Consider the following 17,158-nt stretch of genomic DNA (forward strand, 5'->3'; position numbering starts at 1 on the left):
AATCAAGGGAGGGATCGCGCGCATGCAAGCCTGCCGAAAGTAATAGGGGTTGACTGGAAAAACGGATCAGCTTAACCGGCCCGTTTTTCTCGCAGGTTGCTGGCGGCCCCAGCTTGCGCGTTTTTCGCTTTCAGTTCTGCAGCGCACGCGCCAGCCGCGCCCCGGCGACGGCGTTGTGCTTCACGAGCGCGATATTGGTGGCCAGGCTGCGCCCGCCGGTCAGCGCCTTGATGCGGCCGAGCAGGAAGGGCGTGATGGCCTTGCCGGCGATGCCTTGCGCGTCGGCCTCGGCCAGCGCCTGGGCCGTGATGGCATCGATCTCCTCGCGCGGCATGGCCTGGGCCGCCGGCACCGGGTTGCTGACGACGACGCCGCCACCCAGCCCCAGCGCCCACTTGGCGCGGATGAAGCGGGCCTGCTCGGCCGCGTCGTCCATGCGGAAGTCGGCCCTGAGGCCGCTGTCGGGCGTGAAGAAGGCGGCGAAGTTGTCCTGGCCGATGGACAGCACGGGCACGCCATGCGTCTCCAGGTATTCCAGCGTCAGGCCCAGATCCAGGATGGACTTGGCGCCGGCGCAGACCACGGCCACCGGCGTGCGCGCCAGCTCCTGCAGGTCGGCCGAGATGTCTAAGCTCTCGGCGCCGCCCCGGTGCACGCCGCCGATGCCGCCGGTCACGAAGACCTCGATGCCGGCCAGGTGGGCGCAGATCATCGTCGCGGCCACCGTCGTCGCACCCAGGCGGCCCGTGGCGATGGCGTAGGGCAGGTCGCGGCGGCTGAGCTTCATCGCATCGGGCGCCTGGGCGAGTTGCTGCAGCTCGGCGTCCGTCAGGCCGACACGAATGCGCCCGCCGATGACGGCGATGGTGGCCGGCACGGCGCCCTCGATGCGGATGACGTCCTCGACCTGGCGCGCCGTCTCCAGGTTCTGCGGCCAGGGCATGCCATGGGCAATGATGGTCGATTCGAGGGCAACGATGGGGCGGCCCTGTTCACGGGCGGCGGCCACTTCGGGGGAGAGCTGGATCAGTTCGTTCATCGGTTCAACAGGAAATCGGGTGTGAGGTCGGCATGGACGCTGTCCTCGGTCTGCAGCGTCAATGCGGCGAGGTCCAGGCCCAGGCGGGCGGCGGCATCGAAGTCGCCGGCATCGCGCAGCAGGGCCGCGCAGACGCCGGCCGACAGCGCATCGCCGGCGCCGGTGACATCGACGACATGCACGTCGGGCGCCGGCCAGTGGCGCGGCGCATGGTCGGGCTCGCTGAGCAGCAGGCCCTCGGCGCCCTTGGAAACGAGCACGCGGGCCACACCACGGGCATGCAGCGCCGCAAAGGCGTCCAGCGGGTCGGGCGCGACGCAGGCCAGCTCGCCGGCGTTCAGGATCAGCAGATGCAGGCCGGCCAGCTGCTCGGGCAGGCGCTCCATCTTGGCCTCGGACACGGCCACGCCCACCAGCGGGATGCCGCTGGCGCGTGCCTCGGCCAGCAGCAGCGGCCACGCGTCGGTCGGCAGGTTGCCGTCGGCCACGACCAGGGCCGCGCTCGCGCGCAAGGCCTTGCTGGCCTCCAGCGCCCAGGGGTTCAGGCTCTCCACCAGCGGCATGGCCGCCAGGCCCAGCTCCAGGCTGCCATCGGGCGCGAGCACGGCCGTGTAGCTGTCGCTGGCGTGGCGGCGCAGGCGGATGACGGCACGGGTGTCCATGCCCACGGTGGCGGCCTGCTCCAGCAGCATGCGGCCGCCGGCGTCGTCGCCCACGGCCGCGACGAGGGCCACCGGCAGCCCCAGGCGCGCCAGGTTCTCGGCCACGTTGCGCACGACGCCGCCGGGCGTCTCGTGCGATTCGCAGGGGTTGGACGATCCGCGCAGTGCTCGCGCCAGCAGCTTGAGCTTGCGGTCGATGTTGAGGCCGCCGATGCAGACGATGGGGGCGGCGGAGAAGTTCATCGCGCGATTCTAGGAAGGCCGCCCACCCGCGCTGCGCCGGCGGCACCAGCGGCAACGCCGCCGCGGGCCCGGCACAGCCCGGCCGGACAACCGCCCGGACGCGGGGGGAGAAGGCTACAAGTTAGGGGGGCTGGCCTCGGAACGCGCACAATGCGAGACGCCGTACCACGCCGCCATGCCCACCGTCTACCTTCTCCGCCTCAGCGAGACCTCGCTCCAGCGCACGCGCTCATTGCTGCTGCAGGCCAAGGGCGTGGAGCTGGCCGGCAGCAGCCATGTGCTGGCCGATGCGCTGGAGGAGATCGGCGCGCTGGCGCCGGACATCGTCGCCAGCGACCTGCGTCTGGTGGACAGCCACGCGATGCGCGTCGCTCATGAACTCGGCCGCCTGCCCGTGCGCCCCCAGCTGCTGCTGCTGACGCCGACGGCCGACGATCTGCAGCTGTTCGCGGCCTTGAGCGCCGGCGCCAATGCGTATCACGTCGATGACGGCGGGGGTGACGACCTGGTCGAAGCCCTGGACCGCCTGCACGACCGTCGCGCCATGCTCAGCCCACAGCTGGCCCGCCAGGCGCTGGCGGCCTTCGGCATCGAGCGCAGCCCTGTCGTCACGGCCCGCCAGGCTTCAGCGCCGCTGGATGCCAGCCCGGCCGGCCGCCAGATCGAACAGGCCAGCCGGCATCTGCTGACGCTGCTGGCGCAGGGCCTGCTGCTGCAGGAGATCGCGTCGCTGTGGAAGCTGGAAGCCGCCGAGATCGAACGCCGCGTCTGGCGCCTGGTGCGCCTGCTGCACGTCAGATCGCGCGAGCTGCTGATCGCCTGATCAGACCACCGGCACCGTGTCCGCAAAGCTCTGGCGCTGCGAGAGCTTGTCCATGTGGCGCGCCAGGTTGGGATAGTCCTCGCGCCAGTTGTTCTCCGGGAAGCGGAACTCCAGCCAGCCCAGGGCGCAGCCGACCGAGATGTCCGCCAGCGAGAAGTGGTTGCCGGAGCACCAGGGCTTCTCGCCCAGGCCCTGGCTCATCGCGGCCAGCGCGGCGTTCACCTTGGTCAGCTGGCGGTCGACCCAGGCCTGGCTGCGCTGCTCGGGTGGGCGGTGCACCCAGGTGCGCTCCATGCGCACGAGGATGCCGGCGTCCATGACGCCGTCGGCCAGGGCCTCCCAGGTGCGCACCTCGCAGCGCTCCCGGCCGCGCTCGGGGATGAGCTTGCCCACGGGCGACAGCGTATCCACGTACTCGACGATGACGCGCGAGTCGAACACCGCGCCGGTGATGGAGTCCTGCCCCTCCATGACCAGGCAGGGCACCTTGCCCAGCGGGTTCATCTTCAGGATGGCGTCGCTGCCCCAGACGTCTTCCAGCACCAGCTGGTAGTCGAGCTTCTTCTCGGCCATCACGATGCGCACCTTGCGCACGTAGGGGCTGGTGAGAGATCCGATCAACTTCATCGTCATAGAGGCGGCAAGGGGGTCACAGGTCGAAACGATTCTAGCCAGCGCCCCTTGACGGTCCGCCCGTGAAAAAGGCCTGTCGGCCTGGGCCGACAGCCACCGCAGGCGGGGGTTGCCAGCTATGAAGACCCACTGCACAGTGCTGCCGCTCAAACACCGGCACCGTCCCAGGAAGCCGGGACAAAAATCATCCGGGGGAGTATGAATGCTTGATTCCGAAGCGACCACGGACCCGGTGTCCGTGGCCCCGGCGCCGGCCATGCCCGGCCCCGACAAGCCAATTGCGCGCCGGTTGCCCATCCACTTCAGCGGCAGCGGCCTCGAGTACCTGCGCATCTGGCTGCTGCACCTGCTGCTCATCGTGCTGACGCTGGGCCTGTACCTGCCCTTTGCCAAGGTGCGCCGCATCCGCTACTTCTACGCCAACAGCTGGATCGACGGCGACGCCCTGGCCTTCCACGGCGACCCGAAGACGATGTTCCGCGGCTTCCTGGTGCTGGTGGCGCTGTTCGGCGTCTACGCCATCGGCGGCCGCTTCGCGCCGCTCGCCGGCTATGTGGCCTTCCTCGGGCTTTGCGTGCTGTGGCCGGCGCTGTGGCGGGCCGGCCAGCAGTTCCGGCTGGCCAACACCTCGTGGCGCGGCCTGCGCATGGCCTTTCGCGGCGACCTGGGCGATGCCTACTCGGCCTTCGGCGTCGTCATCTGGCCGCTGGTGCTGATGGTCGGCGTGCAGCGCGTCGCCCAGGACATCGTCACGGGCCGCGTCGCCGTCGGCGCGCAGTGGGCGGGCTGGGTGGCCGGTGGCATGGTCGTCGTGGGCGGCCTCGGCACCCTGCTCTACGTCTCGCTGCTGCCGCTCGCGCTGGCCAAGGTCAAGCGTTACCAGCACAACCACTACCAGCTAGCCGACCAGCGCGCGCAGATGCCGGTGAAGACGCGGCGCTTCTACGCCCTGGCCCTCAAGACGGCGTGCTGGGTCCTCGTGCCGCTGCTTGTGCTGGTGGGGCTGCTGATGATTCCCGGCGTCCGCAACTGGCTCGACTCGAACAAGACGGCCGGCATCATCGTGATGAGCGCCGCGATTCTGGTCTATCTGCTCTCCTTCGTGGTGGTCGGCCCCTTCTTCAACACGCGGCTTCAGAACCTGGTGTGGAACCACACGGCGTCCGAGCAGGTGCGCTTCTCCAGCCAGCTGAGCTTTCGCAGCCAGGCGTGGCTGACGGCCAAGAATTGGCTGCTGACGCTGCTGACCCTGGGCCTGTACCGGCCCTTCGCCGCCGTCAACATCTGGAAGCTGCGCCTGGAGGCGATCAGCATCGAGGTGACGGGTTCCATGGCCGGCTGGGACGGCAGCGACAGTGCCGCCTACGCCGATGCTTCCGGCGAAGCCGCCGGTGACTTCTTCGGCATCGACGTCGGCCTATGAGCAATTCCACTTTCCCCATGCTGGCCGCGCAGTGGTTCGACGGCCTGCATCCCGTGCCGCGGCCGGCCTCGGTCTGGTTCGATGCCAGCCGGGTCTGCGTGCGGGCCGGCGACGATGACGGCGCCGCGCCGCGCGACTACGCCGCCAAGCGGCTGCGCTGGCCCGAGCCCCTGCGTCACGGCCAACGGCAGATCCTGCTGCCCGACGGCGGTGTGCTGACCTGCTCCGACGCCGCGGCCTACGACGACTGGCTCAAGCAGAGCGGCCGCCGCCACGCCGCCATCCCGCGCTGGCAGCAGAGTGGCTGGCTGGCGCTGCTGACGCTGCTGCTGCTCGCCGCCACGCTGTTCGCTGGCTGGCGCTGGGGCGTGCCGATGGCAGCCGACGTGACCGTCAAGTTCCTGCCCGAGGCTGTCGACGACCGCGTCGGCGCCCAGGTGTTGACGGAGCTGGACCGGCACTGGCTGCGCCCGAGCAAGCTGACATGGGCCCAGCGCCGCGCCGTTTTCGACCGCTTCGCCGATGCGGTGGACACCGCGCTGGACCGCCGCGCCCTGCCCAAGCTGACCCAGTTCGACTTGCAGTTCCGCGAGGGCGGCCGCCTGGGGCCTAACGCGCTGGCCCTGCCGGGCGGCACCATCATCGTCACGGACGAGCTGGTCAAGCTGCTCGAGGACCAGCCCGACGCCATCGTCGGCGTGCTCGGCCACGAGTTGGGCCACCTGAAGCATCGCCACGGCATGCGGCTGACGCTGCGCGCCAGCACCGTGGGCCTGGCCGCCAGCGTGCTGCTGGGCGACTTCTCCATTGCGCTGGCCACCGCGCCGGCCATGCTGGCCCAGCAGAGCTACTCGCGCGATTTCGAGCGCGAGGCCGACGACTATGCGCGCACGCTGCTGCGCGGCGCGAACATCAAGCCGGCCGTCATGGTGGGCTTCTTCGAGCGGATCCAGAAGCGGCGCGAAGAGGAGGGCATGCGGACCGACGGCTTCGCCGCGGCCTTCTCCAGCCACCCCGCCGACGCCGAACGCATCGCCTTCTTCAAGGCCGAAGGACCGGCCGCGTCCAAAAACTAGAATTGCGGGTTTTCCACGACCCGCCGGCCCGCCATGACCACATCCGACTACTCCGCCATCAGCGCCCTCTCGCCGCTGGACGGCCGCTACGCCGCCAAGGTCGCCGCCCTGCGCCCGCTGCTGTCCGAGTTCGGCCTGATGCACCGCCGCGTGCAGGTCGAGGTCGAATGGTTCATCGCGCTGTCGGACGCCGGCTTCAAGGAGTTCAAGCCGCTGTCGAGCAGCGCGCGCTCGCGCCTGCGCCGCCTCGTGAAAAAGTTCAGCGAGGCCGACGCCGAGGAGATCAAGGCCATCGAGCGCACGACCAACCACGACGTCAAGGCCGTCGAGTACTGGATCAAGCGCAGCTTCGAAGGCCAGCCCGAGCTGCTCGCCGCCAGTGAGTTCGTGCACTTCGCCTGCACCAGCGAGGACATCAACAACACCAGCCATGCGCTGATGCTGAAGGCGGCACGCGACGAGGTCATGCTGCCGGCGCTGGACGGCATCGTCGCCACGCTGCGCAAGATGGCCCACCAGTTCGCGGCCACGCCCATGCTCTCGCGCACGCACGGCCAGACGGCCAGCCCGACGACGGTGGGCAAGGAGATCGCCAACGTCGTGGCCCGTCTGACCACGGCGCGCGCCCGCATCGCCTCCGTCAAGCCGCTGGCCAAGATGAACGGCGCGGTCGGCAACTTCAACGCCCACCTGTCGGCCTGGCCCAAGCATGACTGGGAAGCCTTCTCCAAATCGGTCATCGAGAAGCAGCTAAAGCTGACGTTCAACCCGTACACCATCCAGATCGAACCGCACGACTACATGGCCGAGCTGTTCGACGCGTTCACGCGCGCCAACACCATCCTCATCGACTGGTCGCGCGACGTCTGGGGCTATATCTCGCTGGGCTACTTCAAGCAGAAGACCAAGGCCGGCGAGATCGGCAGCTCGACGATGCCGCACAAGGTCAACCCGATCGACTTCGAGAACGCGGAAGGCAACTTCGGCCTGGCCAGCGCGGTGCTGACGCATCTCTCGCAGAAGCTGCCCGTCAGCCGCTGGCAGCGTGACCTGACCGACTCCACGGTGCTGCGCAACATGGGCGTGGGCCTGGGCTATGCGCTGCTGGGCTACGACTCGCTGGCCAAGGGCCTGGGCAAGCTGGAGGTGAACGAGGCCGCGCTGGCTGACGACCTCGACGCCGCCTGGGAAGTGCTGGCCGAGCCCATCCAGACCGTCATGCGCCGCTTCGGCCTGCCCAACCCCTACGAACAGCTCAAGGAGCTGACGCGCGGCAAGGCCATCACGCAGGAATCCATCCGCGCCTTCATCGAGGGTCTGGACCTGCCCAAGGCCGAGAAGGCCCGCCTGCTGAAGATGACGCCGGGCAGCTACACCGGGCTGGCGCAAGACCTGGCTCGCCGCGTCTGACCTCGTTCAGAGTGTCAGTCTGAACACCCTGGAGGGCTCGCTGTAGCCCTCCAGCCATTCCTGGCCCTGCTCGACGAAACCCAGCCGGCCCAGCAGCGTCACGCTGCGCGGGTTGTCGACGGCCGTGATGGCCATCAGCGTGGGCCAGCCCAGCGCGTCCCGCGCGTGCGCAACGCAGCCGCGCGCCGCTTCCAGCGCGTAGCCGCGGCCCTCGTGCTCGGCCAGCAACGCATAGCCCAGGTCGGGCTCGGGCAGGGCCGGCCGCTTGAACAGGCCGCACATGCCGACGAGCACGCCGTCCTCGCGCCGCTGCACGGCCCAGAAGCCGTGACCCAGTTCTCGGTAAGCCTTGAAGAGCCGCCCCTCGGCCCAGGCCAGCGCCTCGTCGACGCTGCGCACGCCGGGGTCGTTGATGTTGCGGATCCAGCCCGGCTCGTTGACCAGGCGGAGCAGGAAGGGCGCGTCAAGCGGTGTGAATTCACGCAGCGACAGGCGTTCGGTATCCAGGATATGCATGAGACCAGACAATAACCGGTCATGCTCCGCTCCCCGCACGACCACCAGACCGCCGTCTCATAGCCTCTTCATGAGCCCCGCGCCCGACTCCAGCGACAACCCCGCGCTCGACCAGGTCCTGCGCGAGCTGGACGTCATCCTGGCCAACGCGGGCGTCGGCGTCGTCTTCGTGAAGGCGCGTACGCTGGTGCGCTGCAACCAGCGCTACGCCGAGATCTACGGTTTCGACAGCCCGGAGGCCGCCGTCGGCCGCAGCAGCGTGGAGCTCTACGAGAGCGAGGGCGACGCCCGCAGCCTGGGCCGCCGTGCCTACCCCGTGCTGGCTGCCGGCGAGACCTTCCGCAGCGAGCAGCTGATGCGGCGCCAGAACGGCGAGCTGTTCTGGACCCACCTGACCGGCCGGCTCATCAACCCCGCCGACCCGGCAGACGGCTCGATCTGGATCGTCGACGACGTCCACGAGCGCAAGCTGGCCGACGCCACGCTGGCCGATCTGCACGCCGAGCAGCAGCTCATCTTCGACCACGCGATGGTCGGCATCGTGTTCCTGCGCGGCCGCCGCGTGACGCGCTGCAACCGCGCCTTCGAGCAGCTCTTCGGCTACGCGCCCGGCGAGCTCGACGGTCAGCTGTCGCGCGCCTGGTACCTCAACGACGAGGACTGGAAGGCCGCCGGCGACCTTTGCTACGAACCGCTGTCGCGCGGCGACTCCTTCCACGCCGAGATGCTGCTCGGCAAGAAGGACGGCACGCCCATCTACTGCGAGGTGCGCAGCAAGGCCATCGACCGCAGCGACCTGTCGCGTGGCTCGATCTGGATCACCCAGGACATCACCGCCCGCAAGCAGGCCGAGCTGGAGCTGGTGCAGGCCAAGGCGCAGCTGGAAGCGCTGGTGGAGCAGCGCACCCAGCAACTCAGCCAGACCGTCGCGGCGCTGGAGCTGAAGGTGGCCGAGCAGCAGGCCGCCGAGGCCCGTGCCGAGCGCCTGGCGCTGTTCGACGGCCTGACCGGCCTGCCCAACCGCCACCTGCTGGCCGACCGCGCCAGCCAGGCCATGGACATCGCCCGCCGCAGCGACGAGCCGCTGGCCGTGCTGTTCCTGGACCTGGACCACTTCAAGAACGTCAACGACTCGCTGGGCCACCGCGTCGGCGACTCGCTGCTGACCCAGCTCGCCCAGCGCCTGCGCGGCGCCGTGCGCGAGCAGGACACCGTCGCGCGCACCGGCGGCGACGAGTTCGTGCTGGTGCTGCCGCTGACCGACATCGCCGGCGCCGCCCATCTGGCCACCAAGCTGATGGCGCTGGCCAGCGCCCCCTTCCAGGTCGACGGCCAGGAGCTGACCGTCACGCCGTCCATGGGCATCGCGATGTTCCCGACCGACGGCGACGACTTCGAGACGCTGTGCAAGTGCGCCGACGCGGCCATGTACCGCGCCAAGCGCGACGGCCGCAACGCCTACCGCTTCTTCACGAGCGAGATGCAGGCCCAGTCGGCCCGCGCGCTGCAGCTGGAGAACGCGCTGCGCCGCGCCCAGGAGCGCAACCAGCTCAGCCTGCACTACCAGCCGCAGTTTGCGCTGGGGGCCGGCGGCGAGAGTCACATCGTCGGCGCCGAGGCCCTGCTGCGCTGGCACCACCCCGAGCTGGGCTGGGTGTCGCCGGCCGAGTTCATCCCGGTCGCCGAGACCTCCGGCCTCATCCTGCCCATCGGCGAATGGGTGCTGCGCGAGGCCCTGTCCCAGCTGCGCCGCTGGGATGCCGCGGGGCTCCCCGAGCTGACGATGGCCGTCAATCTGTCGACCGTGCAGTTCCGCCACGACGACCTGCCGGAACTCGTCGGCCGCGTGCTGGACGAGGTCGGCATGCCGGCCGAACGCCTGGAGCTGGAGCTGACCGAAGGCGCCGCCATGGACAACCCCAGCATGGCCATCACCGTCATGAACGAGCTGCATGCCCGCGGCGTGCAGCTGTCCATCGACGACTTCGGCACCGGCTACTCGTCGCTGTCATATCTGAAGAAGTTCCGCGTCAGCAAGCTCAAGATCGACCAGTCCTTCGTGCGCGACCTGACCGAAGATTCCGAAGACCGCGCCATCGTCGATGCCGTCATCCGCATGGCCGGCGCCCTGGGCCTGCAGACGCTGGCCGAAGGCGTCGAGACCGAGGGGCAGCTCGCCTTCCTGCGCCGCCAGGGCTGCCAGGCCGTGCAGGGCTATCTGTTCAGCCGCCCGCTGCCGGCCGAGGCTTTTGCAGAATTCGTGCTCACCCGCACCATTCCCATTTCCGCCTTCTGATGAACTTCGTTGCCCAACTCCAAGCCCTGACACCCCAATCGCGCCTGTGCGTCGGCCTCGACCCGGAGCCCTCGAAGCTGCCCGGCGCCTGGGCGGGTGACACGAGCAAGATCTACGACTTCTGCTGTTCAATAGTCGACGCGACCAAGGACCTCGTCTGCGCCTTCAAGCCGCAGATCGCCTACTTCGCCGCCCACCGCGCCGAAGACCAGCTGGAGCGGCTGATCGCCCACATCCACGAAGTCGCGCCCGGCGTGCCCGTCATCCTCGACGCCAAGCGCGGCGACATCGGCTCCACCGCCGAGCAGTACGCCCGCGAGGCCTTCGTGCGCTACCAGGCCGACGCGGTGACGCTGTCGCCCTTCATGGGCTTCGACTCCGTCGAGCCCTACCTCGCCTACGAAGGCAAGGGCGCCATCCTGCTGTGCCGCACCTCCAACAAGGGTGGCGACGACTGGCAGATGCAGCGCCTGGCCGACGTGCCCGGCCAGCCCAGGCTGTTCGAGCACCTCGCTTTTCTTGCCGAGACACAGTGGAACCGCAACGGCCAGTTGGGCCTGGTCGTCGGCGCCACCTACCCCGGCGAGATCGCCCGCGTGCGCGAGCTCGCGCCCACGCTGCCCCTGCTCGTGCCGGGTGTCGGCGCCCAGGGCGGCGACGCGGCGGCCGTCGTGCAGGCCGCGGGACGAGCGGCGCCGCTGGTCGTCAACTCGTCGCGCGCCATCCTCTATGCCAGCAGCGGCGCGGACTTCGCCGATCGCGCCCGCGCCGTTGCCCTGGTCACCCGGCAGTCGCTCGCCTGAACATGGCGCGCGCGGCTGACGATCTCAGCAGCCTCGTCGGCCATGCGGCGCCGATCGACCAGCAGCGCACGCGGCTGCAGAGCAGCATGCGCTGGCATGCCTCGCGCATCTTCCTGCTGGCCTGCGCACCCGTCTTCCTGCCGGTCGCGGTGCTGCTGTGGTTCACGCGCCAGCCGCAGGAGTGGGCCGACGGCTGGGCACCGCCAGCGCTGGCGCTGCTGATCTCGCTGCTGGCGCTGCTGCGCCTGCTGCTGCCCGGCCGCGCGCCACGGCCCGAGCGCCCGACCCTCGCGCTGGGCATGATGATCCTGGTCATGGCGCTGCCGGTGGCCGTGTCCGTCTCGCGCGACCTCGGCCTGTGGGCGCTGAGCCTTGCCTTGCTGGGCGTGATCGTCGCCTTTGCGACCGGCGTGCTCGGCCTGGGCGCCGGCGCGCTGCTGACGCTGCTCGGTGGCGGCGCACTGGCCGGCCTCGGCGCCGCCGAAGCCATGGGCTGGGCCACCCACCCGATGGCGATGAACAGCCTGCTGCTGCGCAGCATCGTGCAGATCTGCCTGCTGGGCTCCGGCCTGATCGCCGGGCTCGGCCTGCTGCGCATGGTGCAGCGCTCCCTGGCCGAGGCCGAGGAGCGCACGACGCGCTTTCGCGGCCTGCTCGGCATGGCCGTGGACTGGTACTGGGAGATGGACCGCGAGTTCCGCTTCACCCACATGGCCGAGGAGCGGCCCGGCACATCGGGGCTGGACCTGGCTGCCCGCCTGGGCAAGACGCCCTGGGAGCTGGAGGGCATGGGGCTGACCGACGACGAGCTCGACGCCCACCGCGCCGACCTCGAATCGCACCGCCCCTTCCACGGCATGGTGGCGCGCCGCGTGGCCCAGGACGGCAGCGCGCGCTGGGTGTCCATCAGCGGCGAGCCGCGCTTCGACGCGCAGGGCAATTTCCGCGGCTACTGGGGCGTGGGCCGCGACGTGACGGGCGAGGTCGCCGCCGAGCAGAGCCTGCAGGCCACCGAGACACGCTACCGCGAGCTGTTCCGGCGCTCGCCCAGCCCGCTGGTGCTGCACCGCTGGGGGCGAGTCGTCGACGCCAACCCCGCCGCGATGGCCATGTTCGGCTACGCGCAGCGCTCCAGCATGATCGGCCAGGACCTGTTCAGCCACTACGAGCCCGGCGACGACGAGACGGCACGCCAGCAGGCCGCGCGGCTCGAAGGCCTGGCCCCTGGCGCCATGCAGCCGATGGCCGAATACCGCCTGCGCACGCTGTCGCGCCGGCGCCGGCTCGTGCAGGCCACCAGCGTTCGCGTCGAGACGGCGTCGGGCCCGGCCACGCTGACCTTCTTCACCGACCAGACCGAGCAGAGCCGCGCCCAGGACGCGCTGCGCCGCAGCGAGGGCCTGCTGTCGCACCTGGTGGCCACCAGCCCCGACGTCATCACGCTGACCGAGGCCGAGAGCGGCCGCTACGCGATGGTCAACAAGGCCTTCGAGGCCCTCTCCGGCTGGAACAGCAGCGAGGTGCTGGGCCGCACGGCCGACGAGATCGGCATCTGGCACAACGCCGCCGACCGCACGGCCGTGCGCGACGCCATCCGCCGCGACGGCATCGCCAACAACGTGCCCATCGCCTTCCGCCGCAAGGACGGCAGCGCCATCTCCATGCTGGTGTCGGTCGCGCCCTTCGAGATGGACGGCCAGAACTACCTCGTGCTCTACGCCCGCGACGTCAGCGAGAGCGAGCGCACCCGCCTCGTGCACGGCGCCATCCTGGAGAACGCGTCCATCGGCATCGCGCTGACGCGTGACCAGCAGTTCGTGCTGGCCAACCCGCGTGTGGAGTCCATGTTCGGCTGGGCCCGCGGCGCGCTGATCGGCCAGCATGGCAGCGTCGTCTGGCCCAGCGTGGAGGACTGGCAGAGCGTGGGCCGCGACCTGGGCCCGCCGCTGGCGGCCGGCCAGCAGGTCGAGGCCGAGCGCACCATGCGCCGCCGCGACGGCTCCACCTTCCTGGCCCGCCTGCTGGCCCAGGCCGTCGACCCGGCCCACCCCAGCCGCGGCGGCACGATCTGGATCATCGAGGACGTTACCGAGCGCCGCCGCGTGGAGGCACAGCTGGCCACGGCCAAGGACGAGGCCCAGGCCGCCAGCCGCGCCAAGAGCGCCTTCCTGGCCAACACCAGCCACGAGATCCGCACGCCGCTCAACGGCCTGCTGGGCCTCGGCCGCCTGGCCCAGCAACCCGACATTTCCGAGACGCAGCGGCGCGACTACCTGAACCAGATGATGGACAGCGCCGAGAGCCTCTCCGGCCTGATCTCCGACATCCTGGATCTGTCCAAGATCGAGGCCGGCCGCCTGACGCTGGAGACCCAGCCCTTCTCGCTGCGCGAGCTGCTCGCCTCCATCCGCCTGGCCTACCTGACGCTGGCGCAGGCGCGCGGCCTGAGCTTCGCCGTCGAGATCGACCCGGCCCTGCCGAGCTGGGTCTTCGGCGACCCGCTGCGCACGCGCCAGATCCTGTCCAACTACCTGACCAACGCGCTCAAGTTCACCGAGACCGGCGGCATCACCGTCAGCGTGCGCGCGCTGCCGGCCAACGCCCGCGGCAGCGCCGGCGAGTGGGTGCACATCGAGGTGCGCGACACCGGCCCAGGCATCGCGCCCGAGCAGCAGGCCCGCCTCTTCCAGCCCTTCACCCAGGCCGACGAGTCGACGACGCGCCGCTTCGGCGGCACGGGCCTGGGGCTGTCCATCTGCCGCGAGCTGGCCTCGCTGATGGGCGGCGAGGTCGGCGTCAACAGTACGCCTGGCGAGGGCTCGGCCTTCTGGGCCGAGCTGCCGCTGCCGGCCGCGCCGGCCCCAATGGCCCACCAGCCGCGCGAACCGCGCAGCACGGCCCACGAGGCCCTGCACGGCCGCCGCGTGCTGATCGCCGAGGACCACCCGGTCAACATGCTGATCGCCGTGGCCCAGCTGGAGCAGTGGGGCATGGAAGTGGCCCAGGCCAGCGACGGCCGCCAGGCCATCGAGGCCGTGCTGGCAGCGGCCAGCGTCGGCAAGCCCTTCGACATCGTGCTGATGGACGTGCAGATGCCTGTCATGGGCGGGCACGACGCGACGCGCGAGCTGCGCAAGCACTTCAGCGCCGAGGAGCTGCCCATCGTGGCGCTGACGGCAGCCGCCCTGGTGTCCGAGCGGGATGACGCCTTTGCGGCCGGCATGAACGACTTCCTGACCAAGCCCATCGACACGCCCAAGCTGCACCAGACCCTGCTCAGGCTCACGGCCAAACGCTGACAATGCCGGCTCCATCGAGGAGACCGAGCCCCATGAACACGTCCGCGCCCCGCAGCTTCAAGTACTACGACTTGATCATGGCGGCCTTCGTCACCGTGCTGCTGTGCTCCAACCTGATCGGCGCGGCCAAGGCTGCCCAGCTGACGCTGCCCGTCATCGGCACGGTCACCTTCGGCGCGGACCTGTTCTTCTTCCCGATCAGCTACATCTTTGGCGACATCCTGACCGAGGTCTATGGCTATGGCCGCGACCGCCGCGTCGTCTGGGCCGGCTTCGGCGCGCTGGTGTTCTCGGCCTTCATGGCCTTCGTCGTCGTGCACCTGCCGCCGGCGCGCAACGACTTCATGGCCGTCTACCAGCCGCAGCTGGAGGCGGTGTTCGGCAACACCTGGCGCATCGTCGCCGGCTCCATGATCGCGTTTGCCTGCGGCAGCTTTGCCAACAGCTTCGTGCTGGCCAAGATGAAGATCGCGACGCAAGGCCGCTACCTGTGGGCGCGCATCGTCGGCTCCACCGTCGTGGGCCAGGCCGTCGACACGGGCATCTTCTTCATGATCGCCTTCTACGGCATCTGGCCCAACGACCAGCTCTTCGCGGTCATCGTCACGCAGTACCTCTTCAAGACCATCTGGGAGGCCGTCGTCTACCCCGTCACCGCCCAGGTCGTGCGCTTCCTGAAACGCGTCGAAGGTGTGGACTACTACGACCGGGGCACCAACTTCAACCCCTTCTCGATCAAGGTCTGAGCCGGGACCGGGGGTTGGCCCCGCGCGGGTCCGGCACCTGACGCAGGACGGGCAGCCCGCAGACCCGGGCTGAAACGGAAACGGCGGCCCGCGGGCCGCCGTCTTTTTTCGCCAGGTTGCTCAGGCGGTCAGAGGCCGCCCTTGCCGCAGCCCGTGGCCAGGTAGTCGCCGATCAGGTTCAGCTGGTCGGCGTTGGTCTTGCGCGTCCAGGCGGGGCCGTGGGCATAGTCCTGCAGCACGTGGTACTCCACGGGCTTGCCGGCGGCCTTGGCCTTGTCGACGAAGAGTTCCGACTGGATCAGCGGCACGGTCTGGTCGCGGTCGCCGTGGTAGACCATGATCGGGATCTCGATCTTGTCCGCCTTGGCCAGCGGATTCAGGCCACGCATGGTGGGCTCCTGGGCCGACTGGAAGAAGGGGTTGGTGAACAGGCGCGCACCGATGCGCTCGATGTCCGACACACCCGCACCGGCGATGGCGCACTTGTAGAGCCCGTTGGGCCGCACCGCCGCGGCGAAGGCCGAATACCCGCCGTAGGAGAAGCCGAACATGGCGATGCGCTTCGGGTCGGCCAGCTTCTCGCTGACCAGCCACTTGGCGCCGTCGTCCTTGTCGTCCTGCATCTTCTGGCCCCACTCGCGGTCGCCGGCGTACCAGAGCGTGCGGCCCCAGCCCGACGAGCCGCGGAACTGCGGCTGCAGCACGACGCGGCATTGCGACACCAGCAGCGGCACCCAGCCCGAGCGGTCGTAGTCCATCGTGTCGCGCGACCACGGGCCGCCGTGCGGATGGATGACGGTGGCGTAAGGGCCGGGGCCGCACAGCTGCGGGTTCGGCACGGTCAGGTAGGCCGGAATGTTCAGTCCGTCGCGGGCCTTGTAATAGACGAAGCGGGCCGTTCCCAGCGCGCGCTTGTCGACGTCGGGGTACTCCCTGGCCAGCAGCTGGATGTTCTGCCCGCGCAGCAGGTAGTGCTCGGTGGGATAGGTCAGACCGCTGACGCGGATCAGATAGGTCGGGGTCTCGCCGCCGACATAGGAGACGAGCCTTACCGACACGCCGTCGAAGGAGCGGATCGTTGCGCGCTCGCCGCTGCCGACGCTCACCAGTTCCTGGTTGATCTCCTTGATGCCCAGCGCCTGGGCCACGCCGCGCACGGCCGCGTCCAGCTTGGGGTTGTCCCAGTGTTCGTCACCGCCCTGGTGCCCATCGAAGGCGTAGCCGTCGAAACCTTCGCCGCGAGGCGCGTCGTCGTCGCGGAACGAGCGCACGCCGGTGGCGTCAAAGTACTTGTGCTCGAACACCGCGGCGCCCACCTTGCGGCTGGCGATGTCGTACTCGTACAGGCCGGTGAACTCGCGGCCCACGTTGCTGCGGATGATGGCCGTGCCGGGCTTGGTGCCCAGCGAGACCACGTCCACGACGTCACGGTTCTTGACGTAGCTGCGGAAGTGCTCGATCCACTCGCCCTCGCCGCTGCGCAGGTCGATCGCGATGAACGCGCCCTCGGCGTCGATGCCCGCCCGCGACTTGGCCCAGGGCTGGCCCGCGCCGTTGACGCGCACGGTGTTGTCCGACTCGCCCAGGCGCATGACGCGCGCGGTCTTGCCGGTGCGCAGGTTGTAGCGGTAGATGTCGCGGCCTTCGGTGCGCGAGCCGCTCTGGATGATGATGTTGTCGGGGTCGGACAGCAGCCGGTTGAGCACTGTCGGGTTGGCCAGCGCGGCGACCTTCTTGGCCGCCTCGGAGCGGGGCACATCGCCCGACACCGTCGGCTCGATCCAGTTCTTGCCCTCGAGGTCGGTGAACAGCAGCTTGGAGATGAAGGTCTTGGTGATCTCGTCCCCACGCCAGTCGTAGGGCTGCGTCATCGTGACCTGCAGCATGTCGTTCTTCAGGAACGAGGCGCCGCTGATCTGCATGTTCCTGGCACCGATGACGGTCGGCTTGGCCGCGAGGTCGGCCAGCTTCCAGACCAGGATGCTGCGGTTGTCGCCCTGGCTCTGGATGGCCAGCATGTGCTTGCCATCGGGCGAGATGCGAAAGCCCGTCATGCCGGGGAACTGCGCCAGCGTCTCGACGGTGGGGACGCGGATGGGGGGAGCATCGGCAGCCATGGCCGGGTAGGCCAGCGCCACGGCGCCCGCGATGGCGAGCATCCGGCCCCATTGGTTCAAGTAGGTTTTCAT

At 69.7% G+C, this 17,158-nt stretch carries 13 protein-coding genes; 8 read left to right on the top strand and 5 right to left on the bottom strand.

What is annotated here, in order from left to right:
* Window positions 1–130: 130 nt before the first annotated feature.
* A complete protein-coding gene (locus AC07VX_RS04020) occupies window positions 131–1,039 on the bottom strand; it encodes a pseudouridine-5'-phosphate glycosidase (protein ID WP_493162991.1) in 909 nt (302 codons plus the stop codon).
* Window positions 1,036–1,944: a carbohydrate kinase family protein gene (locus tag AC07VX_RS04025; RefSeq protein ID WP_493162990.1), complete on the bottom strand. Its 909-nt coding sequence runs from the start codon at window positions 1,942–1,944 to the stop codon at window positions 1,036–1,038. The genes AC07VX_RS04020 and AC07VX_RS04025 overlap by 4 nt, the downstream gene beginning before the upstream one ends.
* Window positions 1,945–2,119: 175 nt before the next feature.
* On the opposite strand from AC07VX_RS04025, the gene AC07VX_RS04030 reads away from it, so the two are divergent.
* A complete protein-coding gene (locus AC07VX_RS04030) occupies window positions 2,120–2,767 on the top strand; it encodes a response regulator (protein ID WP_493162989.1) in 648 nt (215 codons plus the stop codon).
* Here the strand turns inward: AC07VX_RS04030 and AC07VX_RS04035 are convergent, their stop codons facing one another.
* Entirely contained in the window at window positions 2,768–3,394 is a 627-nt protein-coding gene (locus tag AC07VX_RS04035; protein ID WP_493162988.1) for a glutathione S-transferase family protein, read from the bottom strand. It lies immediately after the preceding gene.
* 208 nt (window positions 3,395–3,602) lie between these two features.
* Between AC07VX_RS04035 and AC07VX_RS04040 the strand changes: the two genes are divergently transcribed.
* The 3 genes from AC07VX_RS04040 to purB are packed head-to-tail and all read left to right on the top strand — an operon-like array spanning window position 3,603 to window position 7,309.
* A complete protein-coding gene (locus AC07VX_RS04040; protein WP_493162987.1) occupies window positions 3,603–4,823 on the top strand; it encodes a YjgN family protein in 1,221 nt (406 codons plus the stop codon).
* On the top strand, window positions 4,820–5,899 hold the full coding sequence (locus AC07VX_RS04045) for a M48 family metallopeptidase (protein ID WP_493162986.1): 1,080 nt from the start codon (window positions 4,820–4,822) through the stop codon (window positions 5,897–5,899). Before AC07VX_RS04040 ends, AC07VX_RS04045 begins: the two co-directional genes overlap by 4 nt.
* Window positions 5,900–5,932: 33 nt before the next feature.
* Window positions 5,933–7,309, top strand: a complete 1,377-nt coding sequence (gene purB / locus AC07VX_RS04050) for an adenylosuccinate lyase (RefSeq protein WP_493162985.1) — start codon at window positions 5,933–5,935, stop codon at window positions 7,307–7,309.
* Window positions 7,310–7,315: 6 nt separating this feature from the next.
* Here the strand turns inward: purB and AC07VX_RS04055 are convergent, their stop codons facing one another.
* The gene (locus AC07VX_RS04055; RefSeq protein WP_493162984.1) at window positions 7,316–7,825 is read right to left on the bottom strand and encodes a GNAT family N-acetyltransferase; all 510 of its coding nucleotides are present in this window, start codon (window positions 7,823–7,825) and stop codon (window positions 7,316–7,318) included.
* A gap of 70 nt (window positions 7,826–7,895) precedes the next feature.
* On the opposite strand from AC07VX_RS04055, the gene AC07VX_RS04060 reads away from it, so the two are divergent.
* From AC07VX_RS04060 to AC07VX_RS04075, 4 genes are read left to right on the top strand one after another with little or no spacing between them, the layout of a single operon-like run.
* A complete protein-coding gene (locus AC07VX_RS04060; protein ID WP_493162983.1) occupies window positions 7,896–10,121 on the top strand; it encodes a putative bifunctional diguanylate cyclase/phosphodiesterase in 2,226 nt (741 codons plus the stop codon).
* Window positions 10,121–10,924, top strand: a complete 804-nt coding sequence (gene pyrF / locus AC07VX_RS04065; RefSeq protein ID WP_493162982.1) for an orotidine-5'-phosphate decarboxylase — start codon at window positions 10,121–10,123, stop codon at window positions 10,922–10,924. The genes AC07VX_RS04060 and pyrF overlap by 1 nt, the downstream gene beginning before the upstream one ends.
* 2 nt (window positions 10,925–10,926) lie before the next feature.
* Window positions 10,927–14,223, top strand: coding sequence for a PAS domain-containing hybrid sensor histidine kinase/response regulator (locus AC07VX_RS04070; RefSeq protein WP_493162981.1), 3,297 nt, complete (start codon window positions 10,927–10,929; stop codon window positions 14,221–14,223).
* Window positions 14,224–14,255: 32 nt separating this feature from the next.
* On the top strand, window positions 14,256–14,969 hold the full coding sequence (locus AC07VX_RS04075; RefSeq protein ID WP_493162980.1) for a queuosine precursor transporter: 714 nt from the start codon (window positions 14,256–14,258) through the stop codon (window positions 14,967–14,969).
* Window positions 14,970–15,097: 128 nt separating this feature from the next.
* Here AC07VX_RS04075 and AC07VX_RS04080 read toward each other — a convergent pair whose 3' ends face one another.
* Window positions 15,098–17,158 (bottom strand): alpha/beta hydrolase family protein, encoded by a 2,061-nt coding sequence (locus AC07VX_RS04080; protein ID WP_493162979.1) that lies wholly within the window; start codon window positions 17,156–17,158, stop codon window positions 15,098–15,100.

This window comes from Roseateles sp. GW821-FHT03B02 (genome assembly GCF_059421025.1).